At 48.4% G+C, this 15,009-nt stretch carries 14 protein-coding genes; 4 read left to right on the plus strand and 10 right to left on the minus strand.

What is annotated here, in order from left to right; genetic code table 11:
• Nucleotides 1-230: 230 nt before the first annotated feature.
• From thiD to ACUC6J_RS21105, 3 genes are all read right to left on the minus strand, one after another.
• Complete coding sequence (gene thiD, locus ACUC6J_RS21095; RefSeq protein WP_025365872.1) at nucleotides 231-1,040, minus strand: bifunctional hydroxymethylpyrimidine kinase/phosphomethylpyrimidine kinase; 810 nt, start codon at nucleotides 1,038-1,040, stop codon at nucleotides 231-233.
• A gap of 197 nt (nucleotides 1,041-1,237) precedes the next feature.
• On the minus strand, nucleotides 1,238-2,644 hold the full coding sequence (locus tag ACUC6J_RS21100; protein ID WP_025365873.1) for a hypothetical protein: 1,407 nt from the start codon (nucleotides 2,642-2,644) through the stop codon (nucleotides 1,238-1,240).
• Between the two features lie 246 nt (nucleotides 2,645-2,890).
• A complete protein-coding gene (locus ACUC6J_RS21105; protein WP_447249383.1) occupies nucleotides 2,891-4,798 on the minus strand; it encodes a bifunctional 2',3'-cyclic-nucleotide 2'-phosphodiesterase/3'-nucleotidase in 1,908 nt (635 codons plus the stop codon).
• Between the two features lie 254 nt (nucleotides 4,799-5,052).
• On the opposite strand from ACUC6J_RS21105, the gene ACUC6J_RS21110 reads away from it, so the two are divergent.
• The 4 genes from ACUC6J_RS21110 to phnE (ACUC6J_RS21125) all read left to right on the plus strand — a co-directional run bounded on the left by ACUC6J_RS21110 (nucleotide 5,053) and on the right by phnE (ACUC6J_RS21125) (nucleotide 8,538).
• Entirely contained in the window at nucleotides 5,053-6,021 is a 969-nt protein-coding gene (locus tag ACUC6J_RS21110; RefSeq protein WP_447249384.1) for a phosphate/phosphite/phosphonate ABC transporter substrate-binding protein, read from the plus strand.
• A gap of 101 nt (nucleotides 6,022-6,122) precedes the next feature.
• Nucleotides 6,123-6,893 carry a phosphonate ABC transporter ATP-binding protein gene (gene phnC, locus ACUC6J_RS21115; protein ID WP_029514360.1) on the plus strand — a complete coding sequence of 257 codons (771 nt, stop codon included), beginning with the start codon at nucleotides 6,123-6,125 and terminating at the stop codon, nucleotides 6,891-6,893.
• Complete coding sequence (gene phnE / locus ACUC6J_RS21120) at nucleotides 6,890-7,744, plus strand: phosphonate ABC transporter, permease protein PhnE (protein WP_019688655.1); 855 nt, start codon at nucleotides 6,890-6,892, stop codon at nucleotides 7,742-7,744. Before phnC ends, phnE (ACUC6J_RS21120) begins: the two co-directional genes overlap by 4 nt.
• Entirely contained in the window at nucleotides 7,741-8,538 is a 798-nt protein-coding gene (gene phnE / locus ACUC6J_RS21125; protein ID WP_340865608.1) for a phosphonate ABC transporter, permease protein PhnE, read from the plus strand. Before phnE (ACUC6J_RS21120) ends, phnE (ACUC6J_RS21125) begins: the two co-directional genes overlap by 4 nt.
• Nucleotides 8,539-8,623: 85 nt before the next feature.
• Here phnE (ACUC6J_RS21125) and ACUC6J_RS21130 read toward each other — a convergent pair whose 3' ends face one another.
• The 7 genes from ACUC6J_RS21130 to ACUC6J_RS21160 form a co-directional block, all read right to left on the minus strand.
• On the minus strand, nucleotides 8,624-9,754 hold the full coding sequence (locus ACUC6J_RS21130) for an aminotransferase class V-fold PLP-dependent enzyme (RefSeq protein ID WP_340865610.1): 1,131 nt from the start codon (nucleotides 9,752-9,754) through the stop codon (nucleotides 8,624-8,626).
• A 162-nt stretch (nucleotides 9,755-9,916) separates the two neighbouring features.
• On the minus strand, nucleotides 9,917-10,792 hold the full coding sequence (gene cysW, locus ACUC6J_RS21135; RefSeq protein WP_013373166.1) for a sulfate ABC transporter permease subunit CysW: 876 nt from the start codon (nucleotides 10,790-10,792) through the stop codon (nucleotides 9,917-9,919).
• Between the two features lie 73 nt (nucleotides 10,793-10,865).
• Nucleotides 10,866-11,699: a sulfate ABC transporter permease subunit CysT gene (gene cysT, locus ACUC6J_RS21140; RefSeq protein WP_016820376.1), complete on the minus strand. Its 834-nt coding sequence runs from the start codon at nucleotides 11,697-11,699 to the stop codon at nucleotides 10,866-10,868.
• A gap of 79 nt (nucleotides 11,700-11,778) precedes the next feature.
• Nucleotides 11,779-12,843, minus strand: coding sequence for a sulfate ABC transporter substrate-binding protein (locus tag ACUC6J_RS21145; protein ID WP_017425569.1), 1,065 nt, complete (start codon nucleotides 12,841-12,843; stop codon nucleotides 11,779-11,781).
• Between the two features lie 366 nt (nucleotides 12,844-13,209).
• Nucleotides 13,210-13,893, minus strand: a complete 684-nt coding sequence (locus ACUC6J_RS21150) for a hypothetical protein (RefSeq protein ID WP_025365877.1) — start codon at nucleotides 13,891-13,893, stop codon at nucleotides 13,210-13,212.
• Nucleotides 13,894-14,009: 116 nt separating this feature from the next.
• A complete protein-coding gene (locus ACUC6J_RS21155) occupies nucleotides 14,010-14,510 on the minus strand; it encodes a hypothetical protein (protein WP_044786288.1) in 501 nt (166 codons plus the stop codon).
• A gap of 60 nt (nucleotides 14,511-14,570) precedes the next feature.
• The gene (locus ACUC6J_RS21160) at nucleotides 14,571-14,885 is read right to left on the minus strand and encodes a hypothetical protein (RefSeq protein ID WP_016820380.1); all 315 of its coding nucleotides are present in this window, start codon (nucleotides 14,883-14,885) and stop codon (nucleotides 14,571-14,573) included.
• Nucleotides 14,886-15,009 lie beyond the last annotated feature (124 nt).

Here is a 15,009-nt window from a genome sequence, read left to right on the forward strand (position 1 = left end):
TTCCCCCTTTAATGTAATAAATCTGATGCCTATTATACAGTACGATTAGACCAAACTGGAAGCTGAAATACCAAAATAATACAACCTCAAAAGCCGCAATACCATGTATTGCGGCTTTTAAGCCTAGGCTAACTCCATATATCATAGATGTCGTTATCTAAAGTAACCTCAATATATATACAGTCTGGTGGAGATTTATAAGTCTCCTTCATATGGCAGCCCTTCATGCTTTATTGATTTTGCAAACGATGTGCCACATGCAGGGTCGGACCGACAAATTCATTTAACTTGAAGCCACCTTCAATGGCCTGTGTAATGAATTTCTTGGCCTGATCCACAGCTTCACGCACAGTCAGCCCTTGTGCCAAACCAGCCGTTACCGCAGCCGAAGTGGTACAGCCTGCACCGTGGGTAAAGTTGGTTTGTACAACATCCGCTTCAAACCAGTCAAAAGTGATTCCGTCATACAGCAGATCCATCGCCTTACCAGCGCGAATTTTGCCACGGTCCTTGATCAGTACATGCTTAGCACCACGCTCGTGGATAATAGCAGCCGCTTCCTGCATCTGCTCCAGTGTCGTGATCGGTCCATTCTTCGCCAGCTGCGAAGCCTCGAACAAGTTCGGTGTTACCAGGTCAGCGCCAGGAATCAACAATTCCAGCATGGCCTCTGTATTTTCCGGTTGAAGCACTTCATCCGTGCCTTTGCAGACCATAACCGGGTCAATCACAATCCGTTTCAGATCATGCTTTTTCAAGTAGCTGGCCACCAGTTCGATGATATCTACGGAACCCAGCATACCGGTCTTCATTGCATCAAAACCGATACCTTCCAATACAGTACGCAACTGCGCCTCAACCACGTCCAACGCAACAGGATATACAAGATGGTTCCAGGTTTTAGGTTCCATCGCAACTACGGTAGTCAATACAGTCATGCCATATACGCCAAGCTCCTGGAAGGTTTTCAGGTCCGCCTGAATACCTGCTCCGCCGCTTGTGTCGGAGCCGGCTATCGTTAGTGTTTTGGGAATCGTCATTAGTACATGCTCTCCTTCACTTTCTGTGCTGCATTTATCCTAATCCTGCATGCGAAACTTGTCAACGCGCAAAACGGTCCTTTCCATACGAAAAGTCACAAGAACCAGCAACAGCTAAAAAACGAGAATATCCCCCTTTGAAATGAGAACATCCTCGTAAGTACGTGTTATATGAAGAATTTGAATGAATTTTAGAATTATAAATACCCACCAGCACTGTGATCATAGGCATGGTTTTTTTCGTTTGCCCGTACGCCGAGGCAAAGACTCTGATACAACTGCTGCTGTTCCGGGGTAGCAAAATTTCGATGCTGCTCAAATAAAGCCATACAACCAATGATATGTTCGGTATAGCTGTTATCGACAGACAATTGCAGGCAATGCAGTGTTTGTCCCAAGCCCTTGGGGTAATCGCCTTTTCGAAAATAATATTCCGCATACACCTTGCAAAAAGAAGCAAAACGAAATGCATTAAAGTGCTTGCGATAATGTGTGTCCCATTGCTCCGGTGCAAGCTCCCAGAATCTCTTGAGTTGCTGGTTGAACAGCTCCAGCTCGGCATCTACGAAATAGCCAAACCGGTTCGCCGATTCGAGCAACGTATTCAGGCCTTCCAGTGTCTCATCCGGATGCTCGCGCAGGTAAGTAATATATTCATAGATTGCAGAAGTGTTGCCCATTTTGATTTCAATACAAAGTCGGTTGCCCTGTGCATATACACGATGCAGGTTGACCACTTTCCAACCTTCCTCGTCCAAACCCTCAAACCAGCTCAAATCTGCGTAACCTTCAATCCATTGCTTGGATTCCTCATATCTACCCTGAAACTCATAGCAGCTGGCCTTAAGCAGATGCCCTTGAGCATAGTAATAAACGAGCGGCTTAATCAGCTCCAGGTGCTCATCTCCAAAGCGGTTCCGATTGCGATACAATGCCTGCGCCAACTCTCTTAGCTCGTCCGCATACATTTCCATCTCGGACCATTGCATTTTTAAAGCAAACACTTGAGATAGCATATGTAAGCCTTCCAGTGCATAAATTTCCGGTAGACGACTACGGTACAAATGGAATTGTACAGCAGCCTTCAAGTTCCGTTGGTTATCCTTAATCTGAATCTGGAATATGCGAAAATAGCTAATCGCCAACCGTTCGGAGTGGGTATACTTCTCACTCTCAATGACACAATCATACAAAAGCATGGAGGCTTCATGTCGACCATCCTCAAACATCGCTTCTGCAGTCTCAAAAATAGCCGGAACATTCGATAAATCGTCCATCAAATAACCAAGCACACTGCGTATACAGTCCAGCTTGTTCAACTCTGAGCAACGAAGAAGAAACGGACGCAGCCTCCTCCAGTGTGGCAAGGAATGAATAAAACACTCATCAACATACATCTCGAACAAAGATCCTTCTTCCAATCCCATCGCCTCAGTAATCAGATCAAGCTGATTAACTGAAATAGGCCGTGGTGGGTTTCGGTTAAGTATACCGCTAAGTGTACCCGGATTTACCTTAGAAGCATCTGCAAAACATTGCATCGAAATGCCTTCACTTTGAATATACTTTTCTATCTCTGCGCGGATCGTGGTGTTTTTTTCCAAAGGGACACCCCCTCAAACGAATGATGGTGACTTTTTCATTACCTTTTAAACCAAAATTTGTTTAATCAAAGTATATGTCTAATTATACGAGAGGTCAATAACTTTAAACACGACTCAGGACATATAAAATCACGAGTTTCGTACGATTTTAAATCTGTTTTATGAAAAAAGACCGTCCTCTGAGAGACAGTCTTTTTCTATTATTTTGATGCTGTGGACTTAGAGGACAATAACTTGCAAAATATTTTAAAATTGACGAAAATCAAGAGCAAACTTAGCGTATCCTTCTGCCGTCAGTCCTTCATAGAGCAATTCAGAATAAGCATGGGCAACATTCGTTGCTTGCGATGAGGTTAGGAAGGTCACATGTGGACGACCCGACCATGGGGCGAGGGACCAGTGACCGTCGGCCTTTGGCGTCAACGTCTTCATATGCCGCACATACTCAGTCAGCACATGTCGGTTCTCATCCGGGGAAGCCAGTATAATTCGCTCTCCACCCGGATTAACCAGCGCAGAGGAGAATGCGCGATAGTTATTCGTAACAACCAGATAGCTCCGCTGCATATCCATTGGTTCCCCTTCAAAAGACATATGAATGATTCTGTGCGCTTCTAGGTCCTTTAATTCCCCGGCAGCATCATATCTGGCTGGCTGTGTTACATCAATCTGATACGTGATGCCATCGATGATATCGAAATTAAAGCTTGGAAAATCAGAATTAATCAGCTCTTGCTCCTCCTTTGCCAAAGGGTCAATTTGCCTGAATTGACCGGCCGACCACTCAAGCCATTCCCGAATTTCTGCCCCGCTCAGTCGAACGACATGCAGCGTATTCGGAAAATTGTACAGGTCGGCGATATGCTTGATCGCCAGCGTCCCTGCGGGAATATCGGTATAATACGCCGGACCATATCTGCCACCTGTTTTAAAAGGAGCTGCTGCCGACAGAATGGGCAACCCTTCATACTCGCTCCCTTGTAGCTGCTGTTTCACATACCAAATTTGCGCATCATTCACGAGCTGAACCGAAGCATCATCCATCACCTGGGCAAAAAAGCTGTTCACTGCTACTGTCGTTTGACCTACAGGTGCACGGATGTAATCTAGGGTTCCCGCATGTTCAGCTGCTACCGCCTGCTGGATAGCAGTATCGGGTTGGACGAGGGCTTCCTTGCGTATCGGGTCATACACCGGGCGTACCTCGGCAGCAGATGCAGTCACTTGCCACTTCCCTCCAATAAGGGCCAGATCCAGATCAATAATACCCAGATGATCTCCCCAGAAGCCCGGCTCTACTGCTGGAATGCCATGGATGGTGCCCTGCTCTGTATCCACACCTGCCATACCTAAGAACGAAGGGCCGGGAAATACTTTATGGGCATGACCAAACACAATGGCATCGATCCCTTCCACCCTGCTCAGATGCAGCACCGCATTTTCCATATTGGGAATTTCGGGAATATCCTCAAAGCCTGCATGGGGCATCGCAATGATGAGATCGGCTCCCTCCGCCTGCATTTCTGGAATAAACCGTCTTGCGGTTTCCAGCATATCTTTGACGATAAGTTTCCCTTCCAACCACGCCTTGTCCCATTGCATAATTTGCGGAGGCACAAAGCCGATGACTCCCACCTTCAGCAGATGCTTACGGCCTGCTTCATCCTCAACCGTCTTATCCAGCAATAGATAAGGCGTGAAGTAGTTTTGTTCTTCCTCTCCCGCTATATAGATGTTGGCATTCACATAAGGAAACTGTGCTCCTTGAAGGCAAGTCTGCAAATATTCCAACCCATAGTTAAATTCATGATTACCAATACTGCCTGCCTCGTACCCCAGCAGATTCATGGCTTTATAGGCGGGATGCACCTCGCTTGGGTTCTGATGGAGCCGCTGTACAGCATAATCTCCCATCGGATTCCCCTGAATCACATCTCCGTTATCCAGCAGCAGGTGATTGGGCACCTCTGCCCGAGCCGTGTGAATCAGACTAGCGGTTTGCGCCAAACCGTAATGCAGCGTTTCCTGATCTGTATAATAATCATAATTCCACAAGCTGACATGCAGATCAGTTGTAACCATAATGCGGAATTTCGCCCTCACAACACCTGCATTTTCCTGCTCTGTCTTATCATTAATGTCCAAATTATCCAATCTTGTTCTCTCCCTCAGCTTCGGTCATAGAGCTTGAACAAGTCTAACAGAGCACTGTTAAGAGAATGTTAAAAGATGCAATTCGTATAAATACCGCTTATGGTCTCTAGCAAATGATAAATTTTACATCATTTTTACCAAAGTCAGGAGTGGTTTTTACCCTAGCTGCAGGACTAGCTGTTAAGATTTGGTTTGTCACTGAATTTACAGGTTTTTTAAATTTTTGTTATTACGATGTTTAGGGGGAAATTATTTTGTTCAAAAAAGCACTGACCTTGTGCATGACCTTCACACTGGCAGCGGGTTTAGCCGCTTGTGGCTCAAATGCAAGCAATAACAACAGCGCCTCCACTCCAGGTACAGATGGCTCTAAAAAAGAAAGCACAGCCTATGTCCCTAAGGAGCTAAAGGTACAATTCGTTCCTTCTCAAAATGCAGATACTCTCGAAGCCAAGGCAAAACCGCTCGAAAAACTGCTGGGGGACAAGCTCGGAATTCCGGTAAAAGTAACCGTATCTCCTGATTACAATACGATTGTGGAAGCCATGTCTTCCAAACAGGTCGATGTAGGATTCCTTCCGCCGAACGCTTATGTACTGGCACACGATAATCGTAAAGCGGCCGACTTGCTCCTGCAAGCTCAACGCTATGGCATTGAAGATGCTACAGGCAAAGACACGACTGAAAAAGTAAACTTTTATAAAGCAATGATCGTGGTGAAAAAGGATTCTCCGATTCAAAGTCTGGCTGATCTGAAAGGCAAGAAGGTTGGCTGGCAAAATGTTACCTCCTCCGCAGGCTATGTGTATCCCGCAGCAGAGCTGAAAAAAGCTGGCGTGGACCCAGATACGGATGTGCAGGGTGTGACGATCAAAGGCCACGACGCTGCTATTCTGGCACTGCTGAACGGCCAGGTTGATGCTGTCGCTGTTTTCCAGGATGCACGTAACACAGTGAAGAAGGAAATCCCGGACGTATTTGAAAAAACACGTGTCATTCATTACACAGCTAAAATTCCAAATGACACCGTCAGCGTACGTTCCGATATGGATCAAACGTGGAGAGACAAAATCGCCCAAGCCTTTATGGACATTGCCAACGATCCTGAAGGTGGCGAAATCATTAAAGAAATTTACACCCATGTAGGTTATGAGAAGGGCGACGATAAAAACTTCGATTCTGTGCGTGAATACGCCGAAGCCGTCGGCCAAGCGGTAAAGTAACAGGTACGAAACAGGCTTTACGAATGACAGGGCAGCACCGTCCATGTATTCATGGCGGTGTTGTTTTCATTCCACCCTATCGGGGAGAAAGTTGGGAGCATATGATTGAATTTCGAAACGTATCGAAAACATACCCGAACGGCACCAAAGGGTTGAATAATATTAATTTGACGATTCAGGAGGGAGAAATGGTCGTCATTGTCGGCTTATCCGGTGCAGGTAAGTCCACCCTGCTGCGTTCCATTAACCGACTGCATGACATCACGTCCGGCGACATCGTTGTAGGCGGCAAGTCTGTTACGTCTGCCGGAAGCAGCGAGCTGCGGCGCATTCGCCGTGATATCGGCATGATCTTTCAAAGCTTCAATCTGGTTAAGCGCTCGACGGTGCTTCGCAACGTACTTTCGGGCCGCGTCGGTTATCATTCGACGCTGCGGACCATTCTTGGTCTCTTCCCGAAGGAAGATATCGAGCTGGCACTAACGGCGCTGGAACGCGTAAATATCCGCGAAAAAGCCTACAGCCGAGCCGATGAGCTGTCCGGTGGCCAGCAGCAGCGTGTATCCATCGCACGTGCTCTGGCGCAGGAGGCTAAAATCATTCTGGCGGACGAGCCTGTCGCGTCGCTTGATCCGCTGACCACCCGCCAGGTGATGGACGATCTCCAGCGAATCAACCGGGAAATGCAGATTACGACCATTGTCAATCTGCATTTCATTGATCTGGCGCGCGAATATGCAACACGGATCATCGGATTACGCGCGGGAGAAGTCGTCTTTGATGGCACACCGGAGGAGGCTACGGATGAAGCCTTTGCGGAGATCTACGGCCGGGCCATCAAGCATGATGAACTGCTGGGAGTGGGATCATGAAGCCCGACTCTACTGCCCAGCCGCTCTCTTCAACGCAACCGTCACCATCTGCTGGACCACCGCAGCCAAGCAAGCCGCCTGCAGGGCCACCTTTGCCAGGACGTTATAAGCGTTACGCTACCTGGATGATTTTTATCGTGGTGCTGATAGCCTGCTCCATTCATACGGATGCCACGCCTTACCAATTGATCGTTGGCTTACCGGAGATGGGCAAATTGCTGGAAGAAATGTTTCCTCCTGACTGGAGTTACCTGCCTATCATCTGGAAACCGATGCTGGAAACGATCCAGATCGCTATTGTCGGTACGACACTGGGAGCCATATTGGCAATCCCTGTCGCGTTGCTGTGCGCCTATAATGTGATGCCGCGCAAGCTAATCTCGCTGCCGATGCGCACGATCCTGAACCTGGTACGGACGATTCCCGATTTGCTGTTTGCCTCGATCTTTGTGGCCGTATTCGGCATCGGACCGTTTGCAGGGATGCTCGCCCTGCTGTTCTTCTCCTTCGGGATCATCGCCAAGCTGACCTTTGAGGCGATTGAAGCCATTGATCCAGGGCCACTGGAGGCCATGACCGCTGTTGGTGCGAGCCGCATTCAAGTCATCGCCTTTGGTGTGGTTCCGCAGGCACTGCCTTATTTTGTGTCGTATTTGCTATACACCTTTGAGGTTAATGTGCGCGCAGCTTCTGTTCTGGGGCTCGTCGGCGCTGGCGGCATCGGTCTGCTGCTTGACCGTTCCCTTGGGCTGTTCCGATATGACCGGGCAAGCATTATTATTCTACTGACCCTCGTCATCGTCCTTGCGATTGATTACGGCAGTAACCTGCTACGGAGGAAATTATTATGAATGATCCTACGCTTCGCAGACCTATTGGCTCCCGCCTGCGCTTTTGGGCGTTAGCTATTCTGCTAATTATCATTTACATTTGGGCTTTTCGCGGGATGCAGTTTGAAGGATTACAAGGGACGGCCAAAAGCGTCTCTGTCGCAATATTGGACGGCTTTCTTCATCCCGACTGGTCATTTGTCTACATCCCTGAGGGGGAGGACTTGCTGCGTGGGTTGCTGGATACACTGGTCATTTCAGTGCTCGGAACCTTCGTATCCGCATTTGTCTGTCTTCCGTTTGCCTTTTGGGCATCGAGCAATATGACCCGTCTACGCCCCTTATCAGGCAGCGGGAAGTTTGTACTTAGTGTCATTCGGGTATTTCCCGAAATGATCGTCGCCATTCTATTCATTAAAGCCGTAGGTCCCGGCTCGTTTGCAGGTGTGCTTGCCCTCGGCATTCACTCCATCGGCATGCTGGCCAAGCTTTTCTCAGAAACGATTGAAAGTGTCGATCACGGGCCGCAGGAAGCTTTGATCGCATGCGGTGCCAACCGTTGGCAGGTCATTTTCTTCGCTGTGCTGCCACAGGTGATTCCACAGTTTCTTTCCTATTCGCTCTATCGTTTTGAAATTAACATCCGGTCCGCAACCACGCTCGGCCTGGTTGGTGCAGGTGGTATTGGGACTCCGCTGCTGTTTGCACTCCAAATGCGCAACTGGAACCGTGTAGGCATCATTTTACTCGGCATTGTAGTCTTAATCATTTTGACGGATCTGGTATCTGGCTGGCTGCGCAAACGGGTTGTATAATTAAACATCTCTATCCTAACAAAAGCCTCTCCTGTGTAAAAGGGAAATGCTATGCTCCCATTGACTCGGAAGAGGCTTTTGCTGTTCAACAACCCCCACCTAGTTCATCTAGGACCCGCCGGACTTCCTCTGCCGTATTGTAAAAATGCGGAGCCACACGAATAACATCCTTTCGTGCTGACACAATCATATTTCGGCTCCGCAAGCGCCTCTCTACCGCCGACACATCGGCTACTTCAACAGCGAGCAGACTTGGTATAGTGCCTCCTCCATCAGGTATACGTATGTGTAACCCTTTGCTGCATCCATATTCAACAGAAAAGTCCAACAGCTCATTCATATAGGTCTGAATGTTCGTAACCCCAATTTCCAGCAGTAGCTTTAAGGCTGCATTGGCGGCAAAAATGCTAATGAAGGAAGGTAATCCTGTCTCAAAGCGCCGGGCTCCTGCCGCCGGAACCGGATGAGCAATATCAAACCGGGAGGCTGACTCCTGTCCAAGCCAGCCCGTAAGACGGGGCTTGAAGCGTTCTATTCGCTCCTTACTTATATAAAGAAAAGCCACTCCCGGTATCCCCAGCATATATTTGCGTGCTCCCGCGACCAGCATATCTATGCCCATCGCCTTTACGTCTATCGGAATCATTCCTGCAGACTGATAGGCATCGACGAATAGTAACGCCTGATTTCGATGAGCTATATGTGCAATGGATTTGAGATCCTGCTGAAATCCGTTGGTATAATTCACATGGGATACCATAATGAGCGCAGTATTCTCCGTAACATGCTCCTCATACTGCTCTAGGGTCACTTCTCCCTCCGTAGAAGGGATACAGCAAATATGATCACGGAACATCTCCTGTGCCTGCCAGATGTGGCCCACCGTCGGAAAGTCGGTGTCTGCATACACAATCCCTTCTTTTCCCGGTACATAAGGAAGGGCAGTGGCCACGCCAGCAATTGCCTCAGAAGCTGAAGACAGCACCGCAATTTCGTCAGGCTCCGCCCCGATGAGCTTGGCAAAATGTCCTCTTGCCTCCTCCAACCGTGCCATAGATAGGTCGCCGTTATGACCGTGTTGCAGCAAGCTTCGATGATATTCCTCAATGGCAGCGGAAACCGGTCTCGATATCGCCCCCTGGGAACAGCTTCCTACATGGATATGTGAGGACAGCACCGGAAACAACTGACGGTAGGACTGAAACGGATGTTTCATATTTCCCTTCGCTCCTCCTGGGCACACCAACGTGCCTTGATATGATCATTTTATTATCCATATAAGCCACCTTAGAACAAGGGCCTCTCTTCCCATCTTCTCGCCGTTAACAGACGATAGACACAAAGAGAGGCCCTGTTGGATCATATACACAATTATTAATTAATGCACGCGTTTGCGTCCAAACCAGCTTTTAAGCACCAAGGTTGCCAAAGCAAGCAGCAACAACAACGAGGCCACCGCAAAAGATGCCGAGAACTGATACTCGTTATACAAAATCTCCACATGCAGCGGAAGTGTATTCGTCTCGCCCCGAATATGTCCCGAGACGACGGACACTGCACCAAACTCGCCCATGGCTCTCGCATTACACAGAATAATGCCGTACAGCAAACCCCATTTGATATTCGGCAGCGTCACTTTCCAGAAAATGCGCCAGCCGCGTGCGCCCAGTGTGACCGCCGCTTCCTCCTCCTGCTGCCCCTGATCTTCCATCAGCGGAATAAGCTCGCGCGCCACAAAAGGAAATGTAATGAACAGCGTTGCCAAAATAATGCCTGGCAAAGCAAATATAATTTTAATATCATGCTCGTCCAGCCACGGCCCAAGCCAGCCCTGTGCGCCAAACACTAATACATACATCAGTCCTCCGACGACAGGCGAGATCGCAAAGGGTAAATCAATCAAGGTGACCAGCACACCTTTACCGCGAAAATGAAATTTTGTGATCAGCCAGGCGGCCGCTACACCAAATACCGTATTCAGCGGAACCGTTATCGCTGCCACCAGCAGCGTCAAACGCAATGCGGACATGGCATCCGGGTCCCGTAGCGCTTCAACGTATACGCTCCATCCCTGCTTGAGTGCTTCGGTAAGCACGACGATTAGCGGCAATACCAACACCCAGAGCAAAGCTAAAAAAGCAGCACCAATGAGCGTCCACTTGACCCAAGGGGCTTCGGTTGTAACCCTATTGGGCGGTGCGGATGAAGGCACTGGTGCAGAAGCAAGCTCCTGCCCAGTTATCGCTTGTGACATGATGTATCCCTCCTTGAACACGGGGTTAATGCGCAGACCTCTGCTGTCTGCATGCTAACGTTAGACAGTTGCGTTAGACTGCACGGCGCCGTGACCAGCGCTGAAAACTGTTAATCACGAATAACAGTACGAACGAAATGACCAACAGCATCAATGCCACCGCCGTAGCCCCTGCGTAGTCATTTTGCTCCAGCTTGGACATAATGAGCAGCGGAGCAATCTCGGTCTTCATCGGCATATTGCCAGAAATGAAGACGACAGATCCGTACTCGCCAATGCCGCGGGCAAAGGCAAGCGCAAAACCCGTCAGCAGCGGGGGTACCAGCTCCGGCACAATAACGCTGCGGAAGGTACGCCATCTGCCCGCTCCCAGCGTAGCAGCCACCTCTTCCTCATCCTTGTCCAGCTCCTCCAGCACCGGCTGAACTGTCCGTACGACGAACGGAATGCCAATAAACATCAACGCGAGCGTAATCCCTGTCTGTGAGTATGCCATTTTCCACCCAAGCGGTTCGAACAGTGAGCCGATCCAGCCGTTCTGTGCATATAGAGCGGTCAACGCAACCCCTGCCACCGCCGTGGGCAATGCAAAGGGCAGATCGATGACCGCATCAAACATTCGTTTCCCTGGAAACTCATAACGCACCAGTACCCAGGCGATCAATAAACCGAGAAACAGATCGATCAGCGCCGCGGCTGCGGCACACAAAAAGCTCACCTTGTAGGAAGCCAGCACTCTGGCATCCGTCGCCACGTCCCAAAATTTCTCCCACGTCAGCCCGGTTGAATTCAGGAGCAGTGCTGATAATGGCACCAGCACCACCAGACTGAGATACAGCACACTATAACCCATCGTTAACCCGAAACCGGGAAGTACGCGTTTTCGGGTGGCTTGCATTTGACTCATGTTCTGTCCATCCCTCTCTGCATCCTTTGACTATGGCACTCGCGCCAACTGATCCTCTCGCCTTTACACTTCACTTATGTTATGAACTACCAGGTACATAAATCTGGTCAAAAATCCCCTTGTCGCTAAAATGCTTTTGCTGTGTCTCTTTCCATGTTCCGAATACATCCTTCAAGGTTACAAGCTCCAGATTAGGAAATTGATCCTTGAACTTTGCCGTCACACTTTCTAATGTTGGGCGATAATAATTTTCAGCAGCAATGGTCTGCCCTTCTTCACTGTACAAATATTTCAGGTATGCGTCCGCCACCTCGCGTGTACCTTTTTTATCTACCACTTTATCGACCACCGCTACCGGAGGTTCAGCCAAAATACTGATCGACGGATATACGATATCGAATTTATCCGCACCTAGCTCCTTCACAGACAGCAGTGCTTCATTTTCCCAAGCGATCAGCACATCGCCAATTCCACGCTCTACGAAAGTCGTCGTCGCTCCACGCGCTCCGCTATCCAATACCGGCACATGCTTATACAGCTCCTGTACAAACTGCTGGGCTTTGGCTTCATCGTTGTTGTTCTTTTTGAGCGCATAGGCCCAGGCTGCAAGATAGTTCCAGCGGGCTCCACCCGAGGTTTTAGGGTTCGGTGTAATGACCTGTACATCGCCGCGGACTAGATCATCCCAGTCCTTGATCCCCTTCGGGTTCCCTTTACGTACCAATAACACGATGGTTGAGGTGTATGGGGAACTGTTATGCTCATATTTACTTTGCCATCCTTCTTTAACAAGCCCTTTCTCCTGTAACGCATCAATATCATAGCCCAGGGCCAATGTAACCACGTCTGCATCCAGCCCGTCCTGCACAGAGCGGCTTTGCTTGCCAGATCCCCCGTGGGATTGCTTGATTGTAACCTTCTGTCCTTTCTCCTTCTCCCAATGGGCGGCAAACGCTTTATTATATGCCTCATACAACTCACGGGTCGGATCATAAGAAACATTGAGCAACTCCACGTCCTTGGAGCCGGAAGCAGAGCTACCATCCGCTTGCGTCCCTTCCTTGCTTGCCCCGCAAGCACTTAGCACCATCGTTAAAACCAAAGATAGTCCGAGAATAAGTCCAGTTTTATAATTCCTCTTCATCAAGACACCCCTCATTCTATGTAATTTGTAAATACCCATTCATTTACGCCTGTTATTTACAGACATAATCAAAAAAAAGGGCGGAGAATTCCCTGATGCAGCCCTGATAGGTCAAACCTGTCGCTTGGACAGTGTCTGCCTGCTGTTCCTAGAGGTTCTCCGCCAGAATGGCGAGGTTATACTTTAATACTTTAATTCCTACCTGTTTAATGAGTTATATGGATATAATACGAGAGTTTATGAGGGATGTCAAACCTTTTTTTGGAATGGGATGATCTATAAATCGCTTTCTTCAAGGGGGGACAGTCAGAAACATTGTATACGTTTCCGACCGCCTAGAGGGCATGGGCACACGTGGAATACGACTTAGTTGGCTACCGTTTCAAGATTGATCGAAAAGACTCCAAAATGCTTCGGATTGTCCGTAGCTCTTCTCAGCCACAGCTCACCCGATCCCACCATAACTCCCTGATAATTAACAAACAACTCATCTGTCTTTTGGTTCACTAGCGCTTCACGAATCGCGTCCGTAAAAATCTGATCATATTTAGCCAGAAAATCTTTTTTGTTCGGAATCGTTAGCGACTTTTCACTATCATTGACACGCAGAGGGTACAAAATAAAATTGGCTACCTTCTCCTTATCATTGTCGGCAACAGCCTTCTGCAACGCTTTGAATGTGTTCAAAAATGCTTTAGGATCTTGAATACCTGCTACCTCAAAAGGATTTTGAGATGTATTGGAGGCTGCCGGAGCAGAAGATGTATCCTTTGAAGGAGCTGGGACGGAAGGAGCTGACTTTTTCGCATCAGTACCGCTGTTTTCTGCACTCTCGCTCTCTTTAGCTGCTTTGTCATTTTGTGCTGAACCGCTCTGATTGCCTCCAGCACTGTTCTCGATCATGCTTGTACTGCTTCCAGCATCACTCGGTTCAGCATTATTATCCTGGCCGCAGCCAGTAAGAGCTACAAATGTAAGTGTAAGTAAAATGGCTGTAAGTGACAGCCTCCGTGACATTTTGTGATTATCGGATTCATGTTTTTTGGGCACAACGGGTCATCCTTTCTGCTTTCTACTCTGACCTATTCTGTTCATTAAGTCTTCAACCGTTCTATTGTAACATAAGTAGACTAATGACCGCATGTCGTGCCCATTCTGGAAGGAGCTTACAGTGTAATATATGCGAAGGTTTTGATGTCTCCTCGTGATCCGTCGTCCGTACTTACTTTCAAAATCAGCTCTTTCAAGGAGCCATTTGCAGCCTCATTCTGCCCCTCTGGCTTGATAAACAGCAGATCGTGGCGTTCTCCCGGCTGTAACGTTCGGCTAGAAAAGCCGCTCGTTGTGCCTTGCAAGTCTGATCCATTCGAACTGTTGAGCTTGTATCGTACGGGTTGCCTTCCTGTATTCTTGATACTGATATACAGCTTGCGCCCCTCTTCAAATCTAAATTCTGTTTGTCCTTGTCCTCCGAATTGCATTCTTTGGTCATGTACGATACGCTTCGCTGCTTCCCCTTGCTTATTCTGCATGCTAAGCGGAGCTGTCTGATGCGTGGCACCCGCCGTTGATGTAGTATAGGTGTTCGTCGGAACGCTCATATTGGCAAAAGCGACATAGCCTACGATCACCCCCGCCACACCCATCCAAACCCATTTTTCCACCATTTCATATTCCTCCTTCACAAAATATACTGGAGCTATGCTGTATGAAGTCAGTCGTCACCGTCAGGAAAACAGGCTGGACGCCGCATGCTTTAATACTCTTCCAGCCTCAGGCGTGCATTGGTACTGGTAAAAGGTTCCGGCTGTGTAGGCAATGGAATGCTTTCCCCTTATTTCCTCATAGGAGTGCGTGGACAGCAAAAAAGGATTCAATTGCTGTAACAATTTCTCGAACAAAACATCCTTGTCGGCGACTCCATTGTCATCCTCAGTTACCCAGTTATGTACGCCTAGCATAAATGTATCTGCCCGTTCCATAGCATAATCAATCAGTCTTTCATAAGCTGTCCCACGAACATCGCTGTATAATCGGAACATGTCTCTCCTCCTCTGTGCTGTCCTGCACCCTAACAATAAAAAAAGCCAAACTCATATCTATTATGAGTCTGGCTGTCATATTTTTCAAACTTGTTCAAAGGAATCCATACGGTGGCTCTCTATC

The organism is Paenibacillus sp. JJ1683 (genome assembly GCF_053006485.1).

Bases quoted from the DNA above. Each gene is read 5' to 3' on its own strand.
- phnC (WP_029514360.1), top strand. From the start codon at position 6,123: ATGATTGAATTTCGAAACGTATCGAAAACATACCCGAACGGCACCAAA.
- phnE (WP_340865608.1), top strand. From the start codon at position 7,741: ATGAATGATCCTACGCTTCGCAGACCTATTGGCTCCCGCCTGCGCTTT.
- cysT (WP_016820376.1), bottom strand. From the start codon at position 11,699: ATGAGTCAAATGCAAGCCACCCGAAAACGCGTACTTCCCGGTTTCGGG.
- ACUC6J_RS21130 (WP_340865610.1), bottom strand. From the start codon at position 9,754: ATGAAACATCCGTTTCAGTCCTACCGTCAGTTGTTTCCGGTGCTGTCC.
- phnE (WP_019688655.1), top strand. From the start codon at position 6,890: ATGAAGCCCGACTCTACTGCCCAGCCGCTCTCTTCAACGCAACCGTCA.
- thiD (WP_025365872.1), bottom strand. From the start codon at position 1,040: ATGACGATTCCCAAAACACTAACGATAGCCGGCTCCGACACAAGCGGC.
- ACUC6J_RS21145 (WP_017425569.1), bottom strand. From the start codon at position 12,843: ATGAAGAGGAATTATAAAACTGGACTTATTCTCGGACTATCTTTGGTT.
- ACUC6J_RS21155 (WP_044786288.1), bottom strand. From the start codon at position 14,510: ATGGTGGAAAAATGGGTTTGGATGGGTGTGGCGGGGGTGATCGTAGGC.
- cysW (WP_013373166.1), bottom strand. From the start codon at position 10,792: ATGTCACAAGCGATAACTGGGCAGGAGCTTGCTTCTGCACCAGTGCCT.
- ACUC6J_RS21160 (WP_016820380.1), bottom strand. From the start codon at position 14,885: ATGTTCCGATTATACAGCGATGTTCGTGGGACAGCTTATGAAAGACTG.